Genomic DNA, 20,148 nt, shown 5'->3' on the forward strand with positions numbered 1-20,148 from the left:
AGAGAGGGAAGGTTATGGAGGAAATCAAGCAACTCAAAGTGAAACGAAGCAGGAAGTATAAAAGCATCGGGGACCGCGTATTCGACTTTACGAACTATACGCTGTTAACCGCTTTAACGTTGGTGTGCTTTTATCCCATATTGCATATCTTGTTCGCTTCCGTCAGCGATCCCGGCGCTTTGGTGGCTCATCGAGGGGTATTGTTCAAACCGCTGGGATTCACGCTCGACGGTTACAAGCTGGTGTTTAAGGACAACAGCCTGCTCAGGGGATACCTGAATACGATCATTTACGTTGGACTGGGCACCTTGGTCAATATGGTCATGACGATATTGGGCGCTTACGTGCTGTCCAGGCGGGACTTGTATTTCAAGAATTACATCATGGTCATGATTACGATCACGATGTTCTTTGGCGGAGGGCTGATTCCCTGGTTCCTGTTAATGAAGGACATCGGCTTATACAACAATTTGTGGGCCATGATTCTGCCGACCGCTTTAAGCACATGGAACATCATCATTCTAAGGACCGGATTCCAATCGATTCCGAGAGAGCTGGAAGAAGCGGCACTGATCGACGGCGCAAGCCAGGCCAACATCCTGATCACGGTGATCCTGCCGCTGTCGAAGGCGACGCTGGCCGTAATCTTCCTGTACTATTTGGTCGGCAATTGGAACTCCTGGTTTAACGCGATGGTCCTGCTGAAGGATAGGGAATTGTTCCCGTTACAGCTGTTAATGAAGGAAATCCTGGTCGCCAACGATTCAACGGCCACCACGATCGGCAGCGCGGGCGGGGTCGTCATTAACAGCGCCCAGAGCTCGACCGCGTTCCGGGAGCTGGTTAAATATTGCGCGATCGTGGTTTCGACGGTGCCTATATTGTTGGTGTATCCGTTCCTGCAAAAGTATTTCGTGAAAGGCGTTTATGTCGGTTCGATCAAAGGCTAGGCGTTCAAACAAGCAGATAGAGAGACTGAATCATTAGGAGTGAGCAGCATCTTGACGACAGAAGTTAGCAAGGCACAAACGGTTCGCAGCGAATATCCGAGGCCCCAGTTTCAGCGCAAAGAGTGGTTAACCCTCAATGGAGAATGGGATTTCAGTTTTGACGATGAAGCCATCGGCGAGGATGCAGGGTGGTATCATGCGGAAGCGCAGGCTTCCTTTACGAGGAAGATCAACGTTCCCTTTACGTTTCAAAGCAAGCTGAGCGGCATCGACGACCCTTCCTTTCATGATATCGTGTGGTACCGCAGAACGTTCGAAATTCCGCAGGACTGGAACGGAAAGAGGATCGTGCTTCATTTCGGCGCCGTGGATTATTTGGCCAAAGTATGGGTAAACGGGCACTTGGTAGCCATGCATGAAGGCGGGCATACGCCATTCCAGGCCGACATTACGGCTTCGCTCGTGAAAGGAAGCAACACGCTCGTGCTGCGGGCGGAAGATTTCAGCCGCGACGTCACCCTGCCGCGAGGCAAACAATACTGGCTTGAGCACTCGGCAAGCATCTTCTACACCCGTACGACCGGCATCTGGCAAAGCGTGTGGTTGGAGCCGGTATCCCCGGTACACTTGGGCAAAACGATGATGACGCCCGATATCGACCGCAACGAAATTCGCATCCGGACCTTCCTTGAAGGCTACAAGGCGACGGAGGATCTCAAGCTGCAGATCACCGTATCCTATCAGGGCGAGTGTGTTGCCGAAGATCAATATGCCATTCGCAGCGCGGAGCAGCTGCGGACCATCGGCCTCAGCGATTTTACGGACCATGGCCTGGGACGCCTGTGGAGTCCGGAGCATCCGAATTTATATACCATCGAATTCCGCCTTGTTCAGGATGGAGACGTCGTTGACCAGGTATCCAGCTATTTCGGGATGCGGAAGGTATCGATCGAGAACGGCAAACTGTGCCTGAACAATCGCCCGTATTTCCAGCGGCTGGTGCTGGATCAAGGTTATTTTCCCGAGGGAATCCTGACGGCGCCGTCGGATGAGGCTTTGAAGCGCGACGTGGAGCTGGCGAAGGAAATGGGATTCAACGGCGTGAGAAAGCACCAGAAAACGGAGGACCCCAGATTCCTGTACTGGTGCGACAAGCTCGGCCTGCTGTTATGGAGCGAGGCGGCCAACGCGTACGAATATTCCGAGTCGTATGTTCGCCGTTTCACGGCGGAATGGCAGGAGATCATCGAGCGGGATTATAACCATCCCTGCATCATCACCTGGGTCCCGCTGAATGAAAGCTGGGGTGTTCCCAATGTGCAGATGGATAAGCGCCAGCAGCAGCATGGGCTCGCCATGTACCATCTAACGAAGTCGTTAGACGATAGCAGACCGGTTGTATATAACGACGGATGGGAGCATATGACCACGGACTTGGTCACCATTCACGATTATGAGAGCCGCCAGGAAGTGCTGGAAGAACGGTATGCAACAGCCGCGTCCGCGGTGGAAGCCATGCCGGCGAACCGAAGAATATTCGTCGGCGGCGCTTCCTATGACGGCCAACCCATTCTCGTATCGGAGTTTGGCGGCATAGCCTTCAAGAAGAGCGAATGGGAGGGCTGGGGGTATTCCGGAGCCGAGAACGAGGAGGATTATCTGATCCGGCTCAAAGCCGTGGTGGATCCGATGTTCTCTTCCCCGGTGATCCAGGGATACTGCTACACGCAGCTGACGGACGTCGAGCAGGAAATCAACGGCCTGCTTACGTATGACCGTAAGCCGAAGGCGCCGCTCGAAACCATTCGCAAAATCATGACGGGACAATAGGAGGCACATAAAATGGGCGGGACGAATGCCTATGAAGGCGTATACCATAACGAGAAAGCCGTGTTTCTGCGGGCAGGAGCTTATGAAGCGGTCATGCTCCCGGATATCGGCGGTAATTTGATAGCGTTTCGGGACATCGAAAAGGGCTACCGGTTTCTGCATGAGCCGACGCCGGAGGAAATGCCGGCATTCAAAGCAAGGCCGATGATTCACGGCATTCCGGTATTGTTTCCCCCGAACCGGTATCAAGATGGCCGGTTCCGGTGGAACGGCAAAATTCTTCAGCTTCCGGTCAATGAAGAGGCGACGGGACATCACCTGCATGGATTTCTGTACAACATTCCATGGGAGGTGGACGAATACGGGCATACCGGGCAGGAAGCTTATGTGACCGTGTCCGTCCGCGTAGACGAACAGCATCCGATATTCGAACACTTTCCGTTCCGGTTCCGCATTCAGCTTCGCTACGGCTTAAGCGATCAGGGATTGTCTCAGCGGGTATTGATCACCAATATGGGCACGGAAGCCATGCCGTGTTTGCTGGCGTTTCATACATCCGTTAACGCGCCGTTTGCCGAGGGGGGCGACGCCCGGGATTACCGCTTAAAGCTGACCGTCGGGAAGCGATGGGAGCTGGATGGGCGAATGCTCCCCACTGGCTCCCATCAGGAACTGTCCGCGAATGAACGGGCCATGCAAGGCGCAGGCGTTTATCCGTTCTTCGAAAGCATGGACAATCACTATACCGCCGAGCCCCAGAACGGAAGGAACCGGATGGAGCTTACCGATGAGGCCGGGAAGGTCACTCTGGTTTATGACGTGGGCACTTCCTACAAGCAATGGATGATCTGGAACAACCAAGCGACCGAGGGATTCTTTTGCCCTGAGCCGCAGATCAACCTGGTCAATGCCCCCAATATGGATATGCCTTCCGAAGAAATCGGGTGCTTCAGTCTCGAGCCGAACGAAATCTGGGAAGAGACCAGCCGGCTGTACGTCAAGGAAAGCCGGGGCTAAAGCCCAATTAAACATAATAAAAAGGAGTTCGACATGACTCAATTAACACTACCTCGTCCCGAATACCCTCGCCCGCAATGGGTAAGGCCGCAATGGATCAATCTGAACGGTTCATGGCAATTCGAAATCGACCATGGCCGGAGCGGGAAGGAGCGCGGACTCCATGAACCGGGACATGAGCTGTCCGGAACGATCACCGTTCCATTCTGTCCCGAAAGCAAGCTGTCCGGCGTTGAGTATAAGGATTTCATGGCAGCGGTCTGGTATAAGCGTGAGTTCGAGGTCCCCAAGGATTGGAATGGCAGAATTCTGCTTCACTTCGGGGCGGTGGATTATGAAACCGAAGTCTGGGTAAACGGAGTATCCGTAGGAACGCATCGCGGGGGATATACGCCTTTCAGTTTTGATATCACATCGCATGTGAAGCCGGGCGAGAATATCGTTACCGTCTGCGCGGAAGACGATGTCCGTTCCGGACGCCAGCCGCGCGGAAAGCAAAGCGGACGCTTCTATTCGCATGGCTGCGATTACACCCGCACGACGGGGATTTGGCAAACGGTATGGCTGGAGCAAGTGCCGCAGGTTTATATGTCCGACATGAAGCTGGTGGGTGACCCGGATAATGGCTGTGCCCACCTCGAGATTAAAATCGACGGGAACGCAGCAGGCCATAAACTGACCGCATCCGCCTTGTATGAGGGGAATGCGGTAGGGAATGCAAGTGCTGTCGTATCCGGGCCGTCCGTCAAACTCACCATTCCACTGTCGGAGGTCCATTTGTGGGAAACGGGTCAGGCCAGGCTGTACGATCTGGAATTATCACTGCAAGGAGATGGCCAGGCGAGCGATACTGTCCAATCATATTTCGGCCTCCGAACCGTCATGCTGGACGGCATGGCTTTCCGCATCAACGGCAAATCCGTATTTCAGCGCCTTGTGCTGGACCAAGGCTTCTATCCGGATGGAGTCTATACGGCTCCAAGCGATGAGGATCTCCGCAAAGACATCGAAATTTCCATGGGACTGGGCTTTAACGGCGCCAGGCTTCACGAGAAGATATTCGAACCGCGCTTTCTGTATTGGGCGGACCGGTTAGGGTATCTGGTATGGGGGGAACATGCGAATTGGGGGCTGGACATTACCACTTCCGAGGGATTGTCCCATTTCCTGCCGGAATGGCTCGACGGCATGGAACGCGATTTCAATCATCCGGCCCTCATCGGCTGGTGCCCGTTCAACGAGACGTGGGACCGGGACGGCGCCAAGCAAAACAACGATGTGCTGCGCATTGTATACGAGGTCACGAAGAAAATGGACCCGACGCGCCCCGTGATTGATACGAGCGGCAACTTCCATGTGGTGACCGATATTTTCGATATCCACGATTATGACCAAAATCCCGAAACGTTCAAGCAGCGATATGAGCCGATGAAGAACGGTGGAGAGGTATACAACAGCTTCCCGAATCGGCAGCAGTATGGCGGCCAGCCTTATTTTATCAGCGAATACGGAGGCATCTGGTGGAATCCGGATCAGAAAGACGAGAAGTCTTGGGGTTACGGCGACAGGCCGACATCCGAAGAAGCGTTTCTGGAGCGTTATGCGGGGTTAACGAACGTGCTGCTGGACCATCCCATGATGTTCGGGTTCTGTTATACCCAGCTGTACGACGTGGAGCAGGAAGTGAACGGGTTGTACACCTATGACAGACGATCGAAATTCGATCCTGAAGTGATCCGCCGCATTAACGCCCGCAAAGCCGCGATAGAGGATTAAGCGCCCATTATGACCGGTATCTTGAAGTAGGCTTGTACCATGTTTGGTGTATGATTGCACATTATCCGAAAGGAACGTGACGAAAGGATGAAGGTGAATTACCGGAATAAATTATTGCTCACGATATGCGCATTTCTTATTCTTCCGATGGGTCAGGCGACGCATGCGGCCACGCTTCAGAACAACTTTTACAACGTGGTCATGCAGGATGGAGCGGATCCTTGGGTGTATAAACACACGGACGGCTTTTACTACTTCACGAAAACGACCGGAGGCAACGTGACGATATGGAAGTCCGCCCAGCTTACCACGGTGGACGCGGCTCCGACGAGGGTCGTGGAAACGGGCTGCTGCGGGATCTGGGCTCCCGAATTGCATTACATCAATGGCGCCTGGTACATCTACTATGCCAAGGATGACGGGGATAACGTCAACCACCGTATGTATGTCATGGAGAACACGTCGGCGGACCCGACGCAGGGAACCTGGCAGTACAAAGGCCAGATAACGGACCCGACAAACAAATGGGCGATTGACGGCACGGTGCTGCAGGTTAACGGACAGCTGTATTTTATCTGGTCTGGCTGGGAAGGGGACACCAATGTGCGGCAGAATCTGTACATCGCCCATATGAGCAACCCTTGGACGATTGATTCAAGCCGCGTCGAAATTGCGAGGCCTACGCACAGCTGGGAAACGAATCATTCCCCGCATGTAAACGAAGGACCCCAGGTGATTGTACGCGGCGGCGTCATCAGCCTGGTGTACTCGGCAAGCGGAAGCTGGACCAATGATTATTGCCTCGGCCTGATCACGGCAAGCACAACCAGCGATTTGCTGAATCCGGCTTCCTGGACCAAGCGCAGCCAGCCGATATTCAAGTCCGGCAACGGGCTGTACGGCCCGGGTCACCATTCGTTTACCAAGTCACCCGACGGAACGGAGGACTGGATGCTATACCATGTCGCTAAATATAACAACGCGGGATGGAACCGTGAGGTCCGAGCGCAGAAATTCACATGGCACGCCGACCATACTCCGAACCTCGGCGTGCCGGCGAATCCGAATGCTCCGATAGCGCTGCCTTCCGGCGAAGCGGCGCACACCCGATATGAAGGCGAGGAGGGAACGTTCGGCGGCGTCGCCTATGCATCCCAAAGCCCTAACGGCTCGGGAGGCATGAAAGCAGGGCATATCGATACGCCGGAGAGTTACGTGGAATTTTCGGTGCATGCCCCGTCCGCAGGCGACTACATTTTGCTGGCCCGCACGGCAAACGGAACGGCCGGAGGGAATTGGTCCCATCTTATGCTCAGCGTGAATGCCGGAACGGCCGACAAATTCCATATTACGAATAAAGGGTGGGAGAACTGGGGCTTGTCCACGGCGCGGGTTCAGTTAAAGGCCGGCGTGAACACGATACGTTTTTCAAAAGGCGAAGGATACGGAGAAATCGACTTCTTCGACATCAAGCCGGCGAATTAGGACCAGCGGATGGCTTAGTCAACCGAAAAATGAAGTGCTGAGCAAGCTCGATCATGGATGGCTTCCGGTTCTCCCGGAAGCCATTTCTGGCTAGGAAGGGACTGTTTTTCTTCGCTGCTTCCAGGCTCATGCACTATGGCAAAATGCGGGGAGATCATGGATGTAAGCCCTTGCAAGCATGATTGTTTTTCAATTCATTAAGAGATAAGATGAAAGGTAATGAATATGTTTAAAGGAGAGCGGATTTGTGCTGGAACTTGGTTTTAACGACCCGGAAAGACTGGTCACGGTAGCTCATGCCTTGTCAACGCGTTCTCGGGTGGATATCCTGAGGCTCTTGAATTCCAAGAACCTGAATATCATCGAAATCGCCGAGAAACTCAAACTTCCCGTTTCGACGGTGGCGAGCAACATCAAAGTGCTGGAAGCGGCCGAGTTAATCAATACGGAATTGCTTCCGGCTTCGCGCGGGGCCATGAAAGTGTGCAGCCGGAATTATGATGATATCCATATTGCGTTGAATTTGAAGAATTCGGTTCCTAAGGGAGTCACGCATGTCTATGAAGTCGATATGCCGATCGGCCATTACAGCGATTGCGAAGTGGCGCCTACCTGCGGAATGGCCAATGCGGACGGGTACATCATCAAGGAAGACGAGCCGGCGAGCTTTTACCATCCCAAGCACGTGAATGCCCAGATCATCTGGCTTCGCAAGGGATACCTGGAATACTTGATGCCGATGGATATTCCGGCAGGAGCACGAATCGAATCGCTGGAACTGTCCATGGAGATGTGCTCCGAGGCCCCCAATTATGATCATAACTGGCCTTCGAATATTTCGGTGTGGGTCAATGGCGTGGAGATCGGCATGTGGACAAGCCCCGGCGATTTCGGGGATCGCCGCGGCAAGCTGAACCCGAACTGGTGGTACGATTGGGCAACGCAATACGGGTTTCTGAAAATATGGCGCGTGGATGATGAGAAAACGACGCTGGATATGGAGAAGATATCGAGCGTTACTTTGGATCAGCTGAATATTGCTGCAAGCCCCAAACTGCGGCTGCGCATCGGCATCAAGCCCGATGCCGTGAACCAGGGAGGGCTGAATCTGTTCGGCCGCCAGTTTGGCGATCACGAACAGAATATCATCATGCAGGTGAAATATACGATGGATCAGGATGAGGAAGAGCTTTAAAAGGTTTTACGTTCACTAGTGGGTGAAGAAGGCTTTGCAGTGGATGCACAAGAACCGTCCGTAACGCATTTCGGCAACGGGGATTTTCGTTTTTCTGATAAGACATACCGTGGTGGCAGTGCAGTGATTTTTTCTGCGCTGTCACTTTTTTTGTTTAGGGACAGCAGGGGCGTTGTGTACTGCCGATCCCCGACTCTGATGGTAGGAGGTTTATTTTTCGAGCCTATTCTTCTCCCGGTTTACATTCCGTTTAAGTAGTGGTGTTACGATCCAAACATCATCTGTTAAGCGAATAGGAGGAGTCATAATGGAGCATGCAAACAGAAGGAACATGGAATACAGCCCTGGCGACTTGGCTGTCGAGGCTTACGGGCTGGTCAAAACGTTCGGCGATAACCGCGCCGTGGACGGCGTGGATTTGAACGTGCGCGCCGGTACGATTTATGGCGTGTTGGGACCGAACGGCGCAGGCAAGACGACGACCATCCGAATGCTGGCCACCTTGCTAAAGCCGGATGCGGGTTCGGCCCGAATCTTCGGGCACGATGTGCTGACGGAATCGCAGATTGTCCGTCAGTTGATCGGGGTCACCGGCCAGTACGCCTCGGTGGATGAATCGCTCAGCGCTACGGAGAATCTGATCATTTTCTCCCGCTTGTTGGGGCTGGGACGCACGGAGGCACGGCAAAAGGCGGGTGAGCTGCTTGAAGAATTCGGGTTGTCGGAAGCCGCCAAACGGCCGCTCAAACATTTCTCAGGCGGCATGCGGAGAAGGTTGGATCTGGCGGCAAGCCTCATTGCCCAGCCGCCGCTCATCTTCCTGGATGAACCGACGACGGGGCTGGATCCAAGGACGCGTTCCCAGATGTGGGATACGATCCGCCGATTGGTGAAGACCGGCTCAACGGTGCTGCTGACCACGCAGTATCTGGAGGAGGCGGACCAACTGGCAGACCGGATCGCCGTTATTGATTACGGGCGGGTCGTGGCCGAGGGGACGGCGGATGAACTGAAGATGTCGGTAGGGACTTCCTCGCTGCACTTGACCGTCCAGGATGCAGTGGATATGGGCCGCGCCCGCCACACCGTGGAACAGGTGCTAGGCGTTCATGCCAACATATCGCCGGAAGCCGGAAAGATAACGGCGCCGATGGCTAATGCGGGTCTAGTTACAGACCTGTTGATCGAGCTGCGCACGGCAGGCATCGGCTTGTCCGAGATGAGCGTGCAGAAGCCGACCCTGGATGAGGTGTTCCTGACGATCACCGGCCACGGCGTGAAGGAAGACGATGTCCCATCGTCTAATGAACCCAACGATAGAGAGGTGACAAGAGTATGAGCAGCACGATCATGAAATCGGGGACGGAACGCCGGCTTAAAAACCGCACGAGTTTCGGTCAGACGGTACGAAACTCGTTGACGATGGCCTACCGGGGTCTGCTGAAGCTCCGGCGCACGCCCGAGCAGCTGTTTGACGTTACGTTCCAGCCCATTATTTTCACGCTGATGTTCACCTATATTTTTGGCGGCGCCATCTCCGGCGACGTGGCCAGTTATTTGCCTGTCATCATTCCCGGCATCCTCGTTCAAACCGTGATTACGACCTCCGTCGTCACGGGCGTGCAGCTGCGCGAGGATATGGATAAAGGCGTATTCGACCGATTCAAGTCGCTGCCGATTGCGCGAATTTCTCCGCTTGCAGGCGCCCTTCTGGCAGATACCGTTCGTTATACCATTGCAACGGTGCTTACCTTTTCGATGGGATACGTCATGGGTTACCGCCCGGGCGGGGGCCTGGGTTACGTTGCTCTTGCCGCGCTGATCGTCATTGTATGCTCATGGGCCATCAGCTGGATATTCGCGTTCTTCGGCGTGATTGCAAGATCCGCCTCCGGCGTGCAGGGGATATCGATGATCGTGCTGTTTCCGCTCACGTTTCTCTCCAACGCCTTCGTGCCGGTAGATACGATGCCGGGCTGGCTGCAGTGGTTCGTGAACATCAACCCGATATCGCATCTGGTGACGGCTGTCCGGGATCTGACGAACTCCGGAACCGTGGGCTGGGATCTGACGATATCCTTGGTCGGCGCCGCGATCATCGTGGCGATCTTTGCTCCGATCACGGTTCGTGCATATATGCGCCGCACCTAATATTCTGGGGACACCTCCGGCGGTATTCACCCATGCTGCCGGGGTAAGCGGGACGTCCGTCCAAAACGGAGTTGACATCGATTTATTAATTCACTATACTGTCTGTAATCTTATAAGCGACATACGTTGAAAGAGCCCAGTAGCAGCTTGGTCCCTGTTCTAGAAAGCCGGGGGGCGATGGAACCCGGTACATACCAACGCAGCGAATTACACTCTGGAGTATCTCGGGTAATGCCGAGCGGAAACGGCGAACGATACCTCGTCTAATGAGCGGCATGAATGGCGCGCGGCAAGCGCTGCAGACCATTCGTGCAATCTGGGTGGTAACACGGTTAATAATCGTCCCTATGTCTGTAACAGACAAGGGGCGATTTTTTGTTTTTCAACGGATGGGCGCTTCGTTATAAGGAAAAATCATGTATTGAAGGAGTGTTAACGCTGTGAATATTATCGACGAACTGGAATGGCGCGATGCGATCAACCAACAGACGGATGCCGAAGGCCTCCGGGAGCTTACGAATGAAAAGTCGATTTCGCTGTACTGCGGCGTGGATCCTACGGGCGACAGCATGCATATCGGTCACCTGATTCCCTTCATCATGCTCAAACGCTTCCAGCTTGCCGGCCATCGTCCGGTCATTCTGATCGGGGGCGCGACCGGCACCATCGGGGATCCAAGCGGACGTCAAACCGAGCGCTCCCTCCAGACGCTGGAGCAGGTTCAAGCTAACGTGGACGCGCTCACCGGACAAATGAAAAAGCTCTTCGTGACGGAGGGCGACAATCAAATCCGCATGGTCAACAACTACGACTGGACGCATAAGATCAACATTATCGAATTCCTGCGCGATTACGGGAAGAACTTCAGCATTAACTCGATGCTGGCGAAGGACGTGGTTGCGAGCCGGCTTGACAGCGGGATTTCGTTTACGGAATTCTCATACCAAATCCTGCAGTCGGTCGATTACCTGCATCTGTACCAGCATGAGGACGTGCAGCTGCAAATCGGCGGATCGGACCAATGGGGCAACATTACAAGCGGACTGGATTTGATCCGGAAGAAGGAAGGACCCGAAGCCAAAGCCTTCGGCCTGACCATACCGCTCATGCTGAAGGCCGACGGCACGAAGTTCGGCAAAACGGCCGGCGGCGCGATCTGGCTTGACCCGAACAAAACGACGCCGTTCGAGTTCTACCAGTTCTGGGCGAACACCGACGACCGCGACGTCGTCAAATACTTGAAATACTTCACCTTCCTGACCAAGGAGCAAATTGACGAGCTGGCCGAAAAGGTGCAGAGCGAGCCGCATAAACGCGAAGCGCAAAAAACGCTGGCCGAGGAAATGACGAGATTCGTGCACGGCGAGGAGATGCTGGAGCAGGCCAAGCGCATCACGGCGGCTCTGTTCAGCGGCGATATTAAATCGCTCACGGCCGATGAGATCGAGCAGGGCTTCAAGGAGATGCCGACGTTCGAAGCAACGCCGGAAACGAAGAATATCGTGGACTGGCTCGTGGATCTGGGCATCGAGCCTTCCAAGCGGCAAGCGCGCGAGGATATCACCAAAGGCGCGATCTCGATGAACGGCGAACGCGTCAGCGATTTGGGCCACGAGGTGACAGCCGACCAGGCGATTGGCGGCCGGTTTATCATCATTCGCAAGGGCAAGAAAAACTACAGTTTGGTGAAAATGTCCTAGAAGGGTAACCATCAGGGAAATAGGTCTCCCCGGACGAACGCACCCGCAAAAGCCGCTAAACACTTTTCATGTGCTTAGCGGCTTTCGTATGATTCAGGTTAGCCAGAATCTTCTGGTTGGCCTTTATATTAGAGATGAGAAAAAACTTCGAAGGCTTACTCTCCTGATCTCGCCAAAAAAAATGCTGTATGCGGTCTGTCTTCGAGAGGGTACGTCGATTGGCGTTTTTCTTTTATTTGAAAGTTTCTCTCTTTTAATAGGATAATATCTGTAGCGTTAAAGGAGGTAGATGATATCATGAACATTCAACTGCAGACCGAGCTGTGCGATCGGTTTGGCATCCGTTATCCGCTTATATTGGCTGGAATGGCCGGAGGGCCGACAACCGTTGAGCTGGTCGCCGCCGTATCCAACGCAGGCGGGCTCGGTACGCTGGGTGCGGCTTACATGGAGCCGGCCGCCATTCGCCATAGCATCCAGGAAATCCGCAAGCGGACGGATCAACCTTTTGCCGTCAACCTTTTTGCGTCCCGGGCCTCGGATCGCCAGGAGCGAATCGAAGATGTTCAACAGGAGTTAAACCGGATGCGCGGCGACCTTGGCATTCCCCATGCGGAGTCGGATCACGTAACAACGCCCGATTGGTTTGAGCAGCAATTCGCGGTTCTGCTCGAAGAGAAGGTGCCCGTTATCAGCACGGCATTCGGTATTCCGGATGAGCCCCTTATGCGGCAAGCGAAAGAAGCTAAACTGCTTGTGGTTGCGATGGCAACCACGGTGCGCGAAGCTATCCTGGCCGAGCAAGCAGGCTGCGACGCCGTCGTTGCCCAAGGCAGCGAAGCAGGGGGGCATCGGGGCACGTTTGATATTTCGGAGCACCCGATGGGGGCCCAAATCGGAACGTTTGCTTTGGTGCCGCAGATCGTGGACCGGGTCAAGATTCCCGTCATTGCCGCCGGGGGCGTCATGGATGGACGCGGACTTGTGGCCTCGCTTGTTCTTGGCGCCCAAGCCGTTCAGATGGGGACGCGCTTTCTGACGGCGGCCGAATCGGGTGCGCATGAGGTTTACCAGCAAGCGCTGCTTCGCAGCACGGAAGAGAGCACGGTCATTACCAAAGCGTTCTCGGGGCGGCCGGCGAGAGGCATCCGCAATGCCTTCATTAAGCAATGGGATGCAAGCGGCGTAGAGCCGCTGCCTTTTCCTACGCAGAATACGGTAACCCGCGACATACGAAATGCCGCCAATCGCCAAAGCAATCCGGAATATATGTCCTTATGGGCAGGGCAAGGCACAAGAGGGCTCACTTCGGGCCAATCCGCAGCAGATATCGTAGCCGAGACGATCCAAGAAGCACTGTTGATTTGTCCATATCGCAACTCCGACGATGAGAGCTGAGAGAGGTTATGCGTCTAAACTTAGGAAATTCATTTATGCAGCAGGCCGCCTAAGGAAGAACCTTTGGATGGCCTGCCAGCCTTTTATCAGAAATCGTAAGTATCTCCGCCAAACTTGAAGGATGGCTTGATCATCATATAAAACCTTCTCACTAATTTCGACATTCAACCGTTCAGTCGGAATCGCTGCATTGCGTTGTTCTCTCTTACGCCTATAACCTCACCTTTGAATCGGACTCCTGTTAAAGCGCTCTAATTATAAAATCTTTCATCGTATGCCCAACCCTTCCAATCATGCTTCCGGTTCGACTGCAGCGAGCGGAGGTAGCGCACAAGAGGGAAAACCCTGCATCCGTCGAACACTTAAACATAGCAAACGATAAGTTGAAAACTGCTGCAATGACGGCATAACGGGGGTTATGATGTCCACGACGATTTTGTCCACGAAATTATATATCCCTTCTCCACGGTCCCAGGCTGTCCTTCGTCCCAGGCTGATCGAACGTTTGAACGAGGGGCTGCGTCTGCACCGGAAGCTGACCACGATTTCCGCCTCTGCCGGGAGCGGCAAAACCACGCTGCTCAGCCAATGGATCGGGGGTTGTCCGCAGCCCGTTGCCTGGCTGTCCTTGGAAAAGGAGGACCGTGAGCCATCCAGATTTTTCGCTTACCTCTTGGCTGCCCTGCAAACCATCGGGGTTGATATCGGAGAGAGGGTGGTGAGCACACTCCACGCCCCGTCACCGCATCCTCTTCCAATCGAAGCCATCGTTATGGCCATGCTGAATCAAATCACGGCCAAACCGGACCGCGTCATCCTTGTGCTTGATGATTACCACGTGCTTGATTCCAAACCGATAGACCGCGCTCTTGGCTTTCTCATTGAGCACATGCCGCCGCAGATGCATGTGGTTATTGCCAGCCGCAAGGATCCCGATCTGCCCGTGGCCCGGCTCCGTGCAAGGAACCAGCTGACGGAAGTGCGGACACCGGATTTGCGGTTCACCTCCATTGAAACCTCCGAATTCATGCGGCATGTGATGGGGCTGGACCTGTCAGGGGAGGATGCAGCGCTTATTGCATCCCGTACGGAAGGCTGGATCGCCGGCCTGCAGTTAGCGGCGCTGTCCTTACAAGGCCATCGAGACGCTGCGGGCTTCATTCGATCCTTCAGCGGCAGCCACCGCTACGTGCTGGACTATTTGATTGAAGAAGTGCTGCAGCAGCAGCCTGAGAGCGTGCAGGATTTTTTGCTGCGCACTTCCATTCTCGACCGGCTCAGCGGTTCCTTGTGCGAATACGTTTTGCAGAGGGAAGGCGGTGATTCCCCGATGGCGGCCGTTTCCGGACAAGAAACCCTGGAGTACCTGGAGCGTGCCAATCTGTTCATCGTTCCGTTAGATAACGAGAGGCGCTGGTACCGGTATCATCACTTGTTCTCGGATGCATTGCGGCAACGCCTATCCCGAAAAAGCAAGAATGCCGAAGACGGGAAGAGGATCGTGGAGGAACTGCATCGGCGTGCCAGCGACTGGCATGATCGTCATGATTTTTGGCTGGAGGCTTTCCAGCATGCGGCTGCTGCCCAGGACATGGATCGCGCCGCGCGTCTGATTGAAGGGGAGGGGATGCCCCTGGTCTTCCGTGGAGCGATCCACCCCGTGCTCGATTGGCTGGATTCCCTGCCGAAGGCAGAATTGGACGCAAGGCCGGCGCTTAATGTCATGCATGCCTCCGCTCTCCTGATGGTCGGCCAAATGAACGGCGTCGAACGCAAACTTCAAGCCGCCGAGGTTCATTTGCCAGCCGAGGAGAACGGCAATACCCGGGATCTCATAGGACATATTGCCTCCATACGTGCGACGCTTGCGGTTAGCAAGCATCAGCCGGAAGTCATCATGACGGAATCGAGACGGGCCTTGGAATATTTAAGTCCGCATAATCTGCCTGTCCGCACGGCCTCGATGTGGACGCTGGGATACGCTTACCAGCTCCGGGGCGATCGTGCCGCGGCAGGCCGGGCCTATGAGGAGGCCGTTGCCATCAGTCAGAAGATCGGACATTTCATGATTGCCATGATGGCAACGCTAGGACTCGGACTTCTTCAGGAAGCGGATAATCAAATATATGCAGCAGCCGTGACCTATCGACGCGTTCTGGAATTAGCGGGTGACCCTCCGCCGCCGGCAGCATGTGAAGCGCATTTGGGCCTGGCCCGAATCTGCCGTGAGTGGAACGATCTCGATGCCGCTGAACGGCATGGGCTGAAGGCCCTTCAATTAGCCGGGCAGTTTGATCAAACCGACAGAGCCGTGGCTTGCGAGGTGTTTCTCGCGAGGCTGAAGCTATCGCGAGGAGAAGTGAGGGAAGCAGCCGCCATGTTAGCTAAAGCGGATCGCCTCGGGCGTCAGCAGCAGTTCATGAGTCAGCTACCCTTCATTGCCGAAGCGCAGGTGCTTGTCCTGCTTCAACAAGGAGATTTTAGTGAAGCTTCCCAGCTGGCGCAGGAGCATGGGCTCCCTCTCAGCCAGGCTAGAGCTTTGTTGGCTAAAGGGCAGGCGGGGGCTGCTCTGGCGATCATGGAACCCTTGCTGGCGCAGATGGAAGCTAAGGAATGGGCCGACGAGCAGCTTAAGGTCATGGTCGTGATGGCCCTGGCTCTGCATGCCCAGGGTGATAGGCTGAAAGCTGCCCGGATCGCCGCAAAGGCTGTGGCGAAGGCCGAGCCCGGCGGTTTTATCCGGTTATTCATCGATGAAGGGCCGCCGATGCAGGAGCTGCTCAGAGCAGCATCTGCCAGCCAACCGATACGAGATGCAACCGGAACCCAACCGATGCATGATTATCTGGAGAAGCTGCTGCATGCTTTTGAGATGGAAGGACTGGAAAGCCCGGGCAAGTCCTCTCCAAGCCAGCTTCAGCTTGCAGAGTCTCTGATCGAGCCCCTAAGCCGACGGGAATTGGAGGTGCTGCGTCTCATTGCCCAAGGACTTTCCAATCGTCAGATCAGCGAAAAGCTTTTTGTTGCGCTTAGTACCGTCAAAGGGCATATCCGGATCATATTCGATAAACTTCAGGCTACCCGCCGTACCGAAGCTGTTGCGCGTGCGCGCGAGTTGGGCTTGCTGTAGGTGACAGCCCGGTTTGAATACCGTATTTTATTTTATTCGAAAACCGTACTAAAGTATCTATATCCCGGTGCGTCTCGGCAGATATACTGATTGCAAAAGCAGGTTTGGAGGAAACCCATGAAAGCAATGGTATGCACCGCATACGGACCACCGGAGGTGTTACAGCTCCAGGAGGTAGCGAAGCCTATTCCTAAGGATCACGAAGTTCGGATCAAAATTTATGCCACTACCGTCAATTCGGGGGATTGCCGCGTGCGGGGATTTCGCAGTCCTCTATTGTATAAAATTCCCATGCGATTGGTGCTGGGTCTGAGGAAGCCGAGACAACCGATTCTCGGGGTGGAGCTGGCGGGGGAAGTGGAAGCGATAGGCCAGGATGTTACACGGTTCAAGATCGGCGATCAGATTCTGGCATTCAGGGGAATGCGATTTGGCACGTATGCGCAGTACATCTGCATGCACGAAGACGGGATGATCGTAATGAAGCCGGAGCACGTGACTTATGACGATGCGGCCGCGATCTTTTTCGGAGGGACGACGGCCCTGCATTTTTTTAGAAAAGCGAACATCCGGCAGGGGCACAAGGTTCTGATCTATGGTGCATCCGGCGCGGTGGGGAATTTAGCCGTACAGCTTGCCAAACATGCGGGAACCGTGGTTACCGGCGTTTGCAGCACCGTGAATGTAGAGCTGGTGAAGTCGCTCGGAGCCGATCAAGTCGTGGATTATACCCAAGAGGATATTTCGAAAAGCGGGGATCGGTACGACATCATTCTGGACGCGGTCGGCAAACTGCCGAAATCCCGTTGCAAGCATTTGCTTGCCGCGGGCGGGAGTTATGTAACGGTAGAAGGGCAGGGAGTAGCCAAGGTGCTGATGGAGGATTTGCGACGGCTTACGAATCTGCTTGGGGAAGGGAAGATCAAACCGGTCATCGATAGAAGGTATGCATTGGAGCAAATCGCCGAGGCACACCGATACGCGGATACAGGGCGTAAGAGGGGCAGTGTTGTCATCACGGTGGGGCATGATCATTGAGGAAAGAAAAGATGACTTCGCGATGCGCATGAAGTATGACAGCAGATGAAGCAGGGACCGTCGTCGTTCACGATGCGCATGAGTGTGACAGCAGATGAATAAGGAACAGTCGCCACGGTGCTGAGTGTGACAGCAGATGAAGCAGGAACCGTCGTCGTTCACGGTGCGCATGAGAGTGACAGCAGATGAAGCAGGGACAGTTGTCATTCACGATGCGCATGAGTGTGACAGCAGATGAAGCAGGGACCGTCGTCGTTCACGATGCGCATGAGAGTGACAGCAGATGAAGCAGGGCATCATCTTTCCGTTACATCTAGTCGACAGCCATCCAAGCATGCCACTGACCACGTACCGTGGGCGTGGGAGTAGTGTGCACGATGTACAAAATCAGGCCGATCCTGCAGCGGGTCGGCTTTTCTCATTGGGAGCGCTGGACAACGTCAGAGCGCAGCAGCAGGAAGAATATCTCCAAACCTTCTAAGGAAGTGAGATATAATAGAACAAACGGCAAACGAAGGAATTCCAAGGGAAGGACGGCTGCACACGATGTCCAAAGCGGATAATATGCTGGCAATTCTTTGGCTGCTGAAATCGCACAAAAGAATTTCGGCAAAACAGCTATCGGAGGAACTGGGCGTTCACATCCGAACGATTTACCGGAATATCGATGCCCTATGCATTTCGGGAGTGCCTGTCATTTCGGAGATGGGACGCGACGGAGGGTACTCCATTCCGGATCATATCAAGCTGGAGCCCTTGTTTTTTGATGCCGATGAGCAAAAAGCGCTTCTTCATGCAGCAGCATTCGCACGGGAAGCGGGGTATCCATCCGAAGAGCCGCTGAATCGGGCCATATCCAAAATCAAACGATATACGAATCCGGAGCAGTTGAAGCGTTTGGAGCAACAGGAGAACAGCATCGAGGCCATCCATCCGCCTGCAGCTTCCGGGCTTACCTCCATACTGCATGAGATCGAAGCCGGGATCGACCGGCAAACCAGTCTCGAGATCGATTACACAACAGGCTATGATGGCGTTAAGCAGACACGGACCTTAGATCCTTATGGGCTCGTTCACTGGAAGAGCAAATGGTATGCGGTTGGCTATTGCCATCTGCGCGGTGAAATTCGCTCCTTCCGTGTCGACCGCATGGGCCAGATTCGGCCTACCGACGTCGTGTTTAACCGCCCGGCGACATTTTCCCCGCGTGAATTTTTATTGGACAGCCTGTTGACGGAGCAAGGCTCCGAATCCAATCCCCATTTGGTTTCCGTGCATATCCAAGGCATCCCCCAAGCTTTGGACGATTTATGCGGGCATTGGCTGCTCGGCCACGCGCTCGTCGAACGTACGGCGGAGGAGGCGGTGTTTAGACTGGATGAGTCTACGTTGTATACGCAAGTTGCCTACTATCTTCTATCCTTCGGCGGTAAGATTCGCATCGTCGGGCCCGAGGAGCTGAAATCAGGTTTGGCCGATATTGCCGAGTCGTTATTCAAATATTATCAAAGCTGATGATAAACACTGACCTTCTTTGTCAGTGTTTGTGTTATATAATGAACTCCATCAGATCGTATCAGGAGGAGAGCGCGCGATGGTTGGCTCCATTTTTAAACAAGAAGTGATAAAGGCAACGGAACGTTCGTGGGAAGCATGGGTCGTAGCCCTTGGGCAGGAAGTGGACCCGCTCTGGTCCCATGAGCAGATCAGAAACCACATTGTCGAGCAGCATCAGGTATCCGGGGAGTGGGGCGAATGGATCGCCACGATGTACGAACAGCTGATGGGCCGGGTGCCTGTCGGCGTTACGAAAGATGCCGGGGTTCAGATCGGGGTCAGGAAAACGATGGCCGTGACAAAGGAGAGCCTGTGGGATTTCCTCACGTCTCCAGAGGGCCTGTCATTATGGATCGGAGCTTTTCCTTCTCTGGAGCTGCGGGTCGGGCAGGAATATGAGTCGAAGGAAGGCGTGTCCGGCAAAATTACGGTGGTCGTCCCTTACCATAAGCTGCGCCTGACCTGGAAACGTAAGGAGTGGGACAACCCGTCCCGGCTGCAAATTTATGTGCTGTCCACGAAAACGGGAAACACGACCATCGCGATCCATCAGGAGATGTTGGATGACGTTTATGTGCGAGAGATCATGAGGCGTTTTTGGGATGAGACGCTGATTGAGATCCAGCATCAGGTGGAGGGCAGAAGTAGTGAGGTTTGAGGACCGAGGTTCCGCTATTTGGTCTTAAATGGCGAGTTTTGGGTTATATGAGGACAGCAGATCCGCTATTGCTTAGAAAATGGCTGATAATCATGGTGTTTAGAGTAAATAGCGGATCCTGTGTCCGGAAGTTCGGATAAAGTGGCTGTTTTTTTCGAAATAACGGATCTGGTGTCCACTTAGTACAACTAATATTCTCTCTTGGATATCTGCAATATGGCCGATACCCAATTCACAAGCCCCCTCCTTGCTGTCCTCATATT

At 54.2% G+C, this 20,148-nt stretch carries 14 protein-coding genes and 1 other annotated feature; all 14 genes read left to right on the forward strand.

What is annotated here, in order from left to right; all coding sequences use genetic code 11:
• Positions 1-14 precede the first annotated feature (14 nt).
• The 14 genes from JNUCC32_RS01945 to JNUCC32_RS02010 all read left to right on the forward strand — a co-directional run bounded on the left by JNUCC32_RS01945 (position 15) and on the right by JNUCC32_RS02010 (position 19,885).
• Positions 15-950 (forward strand): carbohydrate ABC transporter permease, encoded by a 936-nt coding sequence (locus tag JNUCC32_RS01945; protein WP_192570920.1) that lies wholly within the window; start codon positions 15-17, stop codon positions 948-950.
• 51 nt (positions 951-1,001) lie between these two features.
• Entirely contained in the window at positions 1,002-2,780 is a 1,779-nt protein-coding gene (locus JNUCC32_RS01950; protein ID WP_192570921.1) for a glycoside hydrolase family 2 protein, read from the forward strand.
• A 12-nt stretch (positions 2,781-2,792) separates the two neighbouring features.
• Positions 2,793-3,797 carry an aldose 1-epimerase gene (locus tag JNUCC32_RS01955; protein WP_192570922.1) on the forward strand — a complete coding sequence of 335 codons (1,005 nt, stop codon included), beginning with the start codon at positions 2,793-2,795 and terminating at the stop codon, positions 3,795-3,797.
• A gap of 33 nt (positions 3,798-3,830) precedes the next feature.
• Positions 3,831-5,573 (forward strand): glycoside hydrolase family 2 protein, encoded by a 1,743-nt coding sequence (locus JNUCC32_RS01960; RefSeq protein ID WP_192570923.1) that lies wholly within the window; start codon positions 3,831-3,833, stop codon positions 5,571-5,573.
• An 87-nt stretch (positions 5,574-5,660) separates the two neighbouring features.
• Complete coding sequence (locus tag JNUCC32_RS01965; RefSeq protein ID WP_192570924.1) at positions 5,661-7,058, forward strand: family 43 glycosylhydrolase; 1,398 nt, start codon at positions 5,661-5,663, stop codon at positions 7,056-7,058.
• Between the two features lie 247 nt (positions 7,059-7,305).
• Positions 7,306-8,253 carry an ArsR/SmtB family transcription factor gene (locus JNUCC32_RS01970; RefSeq protein WP_096776185.1) on the forward strand — a complete coding sequence of 316 codons (948 nt, stop codon included), beginning with the start codon at positions 7,306-7,308 and terminating at the stop codon, positions 8,251-8,253.
• A gap of 307 nt (positions 8,254-8,560) precedes the next feature.
• A complete protein-coding gene (gene tetA(58) / locus JNUCC32_RS01975; protein ID WP_192570925.1) occupies positions 8,561-9,592 on the forward strand; it encodes a tetracycline efflux ABC transporter Tet(58) subunit A in 1,032 nt (343 codons plus the stop codon).
• Positions 9,589-10,404: a tetracycline efflux ABC transporter Tet(58) subunit B gene (gene tetB(58), locus JNUCC32_RS01980; protein WP_192570926.1), complete on the forward strand. Its 816-nt coding sequence runs from the start codon at positions 9,589-9,591 to the stop codon at positions 10,402-10,404. Before tetA(58) ends, tetB(58) begins: the two co-directional genes overlap by 4 nt.
• Before the next feature lie 117 nt (positions 10,405-10,521).
• Positions 10,522-10,754 (forward strand) — a binding site (T-box leader).
• A 90-nt stretch (positions 10,755-10,844) separates the two neighbouring features.
• On the forward strand, positions 10,845-12,104 hold the full coding sequence (gene tyrS, locus JNUCC32_RS01985) for a tyrosine--tRNA ligase (protein WP_009591882.1): 1,260 nt from the start codon (positions 10,845-10,847) through the stop codon (positions 12,102-12,104).
• Positions 12,105-12,401: 297 nt separating this feature from the next.
• On the forward strand, positions 12,402-13,502 hold the full coding sequence (locus JNUCC32_RS01990; protein ID WP_192570927.1) for an NAD(P)H-dependent flavin oxidoreductase: 1,101 nt from the start codon (positions 12,402-12,404) through the stop codon (positions 13,500-13,502).
• Positions 13,503-13,923: 421 nt separating this feature from the next.
• Positions 13,924-16,632, forward strand: coding sequence for a winged helix-turn-helix domain-containing protein (locus tag JNUCC32_RS01995; protein WP_192570928.1), 2,709 nt, complete (start codon positions 13,924-13,926; stop codon positions 16,630-16,632).
• A 117-nt stretch (positions 16,633-16,749) separates the two neighbouring features.
• Positions 16,750-17,670 carry an NAD(P)-dependent alcohol dehydrogenase gene (locus JNUCC32_RS02000; protein WP_192570929.1) on the forward strand — a complete coding sequence of 307 codons (921 nt, stop codon included), beginning with the start codon at positions 16,750-16,752 and terminating at the stop codon, positions 17,668-17,670.
• Between the two features lie 546 nt (positions 17,671-18,216).
• Positions 18,217-19,185 carry a helix-turn-helix transcriptional regulator gene (locus JNUCC32_RS02005; RefSeq protein ID WP_192570930.1) on the forward strand — a complete coding sequence of 323 codons (969 nt, stop codon included), beginning with the start codon at positions 18,217-18,219 and terminating at the stop codon, positions 19,183-19,185.
• A gap of 79 nt (positions 19,186-19,264) precedes the next feature.
• A complete protein-coding gene (locus JNUCC32_RS02010; protein WP_192570931.1) occupies positions 19,265-19,885 on the forward strand; it encodes an SRPBCC family protein in 621 nt (206 codons plus the stop codon).
• The last annotated feature ends 263 nt before the right edge of the window (positions 19,886-20,148 follow it).

Source organism: Paenibacillus sp. JNUCC32 (genome assembly GCF_014863545.1).
Taxonomy (GTDB): Bacteria; Bacillota; Bacilli; order Paenibacillales; family Paenibacillaceae; genus Paenibacillus_AQ; species Paenibacillus_AQ lautus_A.

What these genes read in the sequence shown, in the direction of transcription:
- JNUCC32_RS01990 (WP_192570927.1), top strand. Translation starts at nt 12,402, where the DNA reads ATGAACATTCAACTGCAGACCGAGCTGTGCGATCGGTTTGGCATCCGT.
- JNUCC32_RS02005 (WP_192570930.1), top strand. Translation starts at nt 18,217, where the DNA reads ATGTCCAAAGCGGATAATATGCTGGCAATTCTTTGGCTGCTGAAATCG.
- JNUCC32_RS02000 (WP_192570929.1), top strand. Translation starts at nt 16,750, where the DNA reads ATGAAAGCAATGGTATGCACCGCATACGGACCACCGGAGGTGTTACAG.
- JNUCC32_RS01995 (WP_192570928.1), top strand. Translation starts at nt 13,924, where the DNA reads ATGTCCACGACGATTTTGTCCACGAAATTATATATCCCTTCTCCACGG.
- JNUCC32_RS02010 (WP_192570931.1), top strand. Translation starts at nt 19,265, where the DNA reads ATGGTTGGCTCCATTTTTAAACAAGAAGTGATAAAGGCAACGGAACGT.
- JNUCC32_RS01965 (WP_192570924.1), top strand. Translation starts at nt 5,661, where the DNA reads ATGAAGGTGAATTACCGGAATAAATTATTGCTCACGATATGCGCATTT.
- JNUCC32_RS01960 (WP_192570923.1), top strand. Translation starts at nt 3,831, where the DNA reads ATGACTCAATTAACACTACCTCGTCCCGAATACCCTCGCCCGCAATGG.
- JNUCC32_RS01955 (WP_192570922.1), top strand. Translation starts at nt 2,793, where the DNA reads ATGGGCGGGACGAATGCCTATGAAGGCGTATACCATAACGAGAAAGCC.
- JNUCC32_RS01945 (WP_192570920.1), top strand. Translation starts at nt 15, where the DNA reads ATGGAGGAAATCAAGCAACTCAAAGTGAAACGAAGCAGGAAGTATAAA.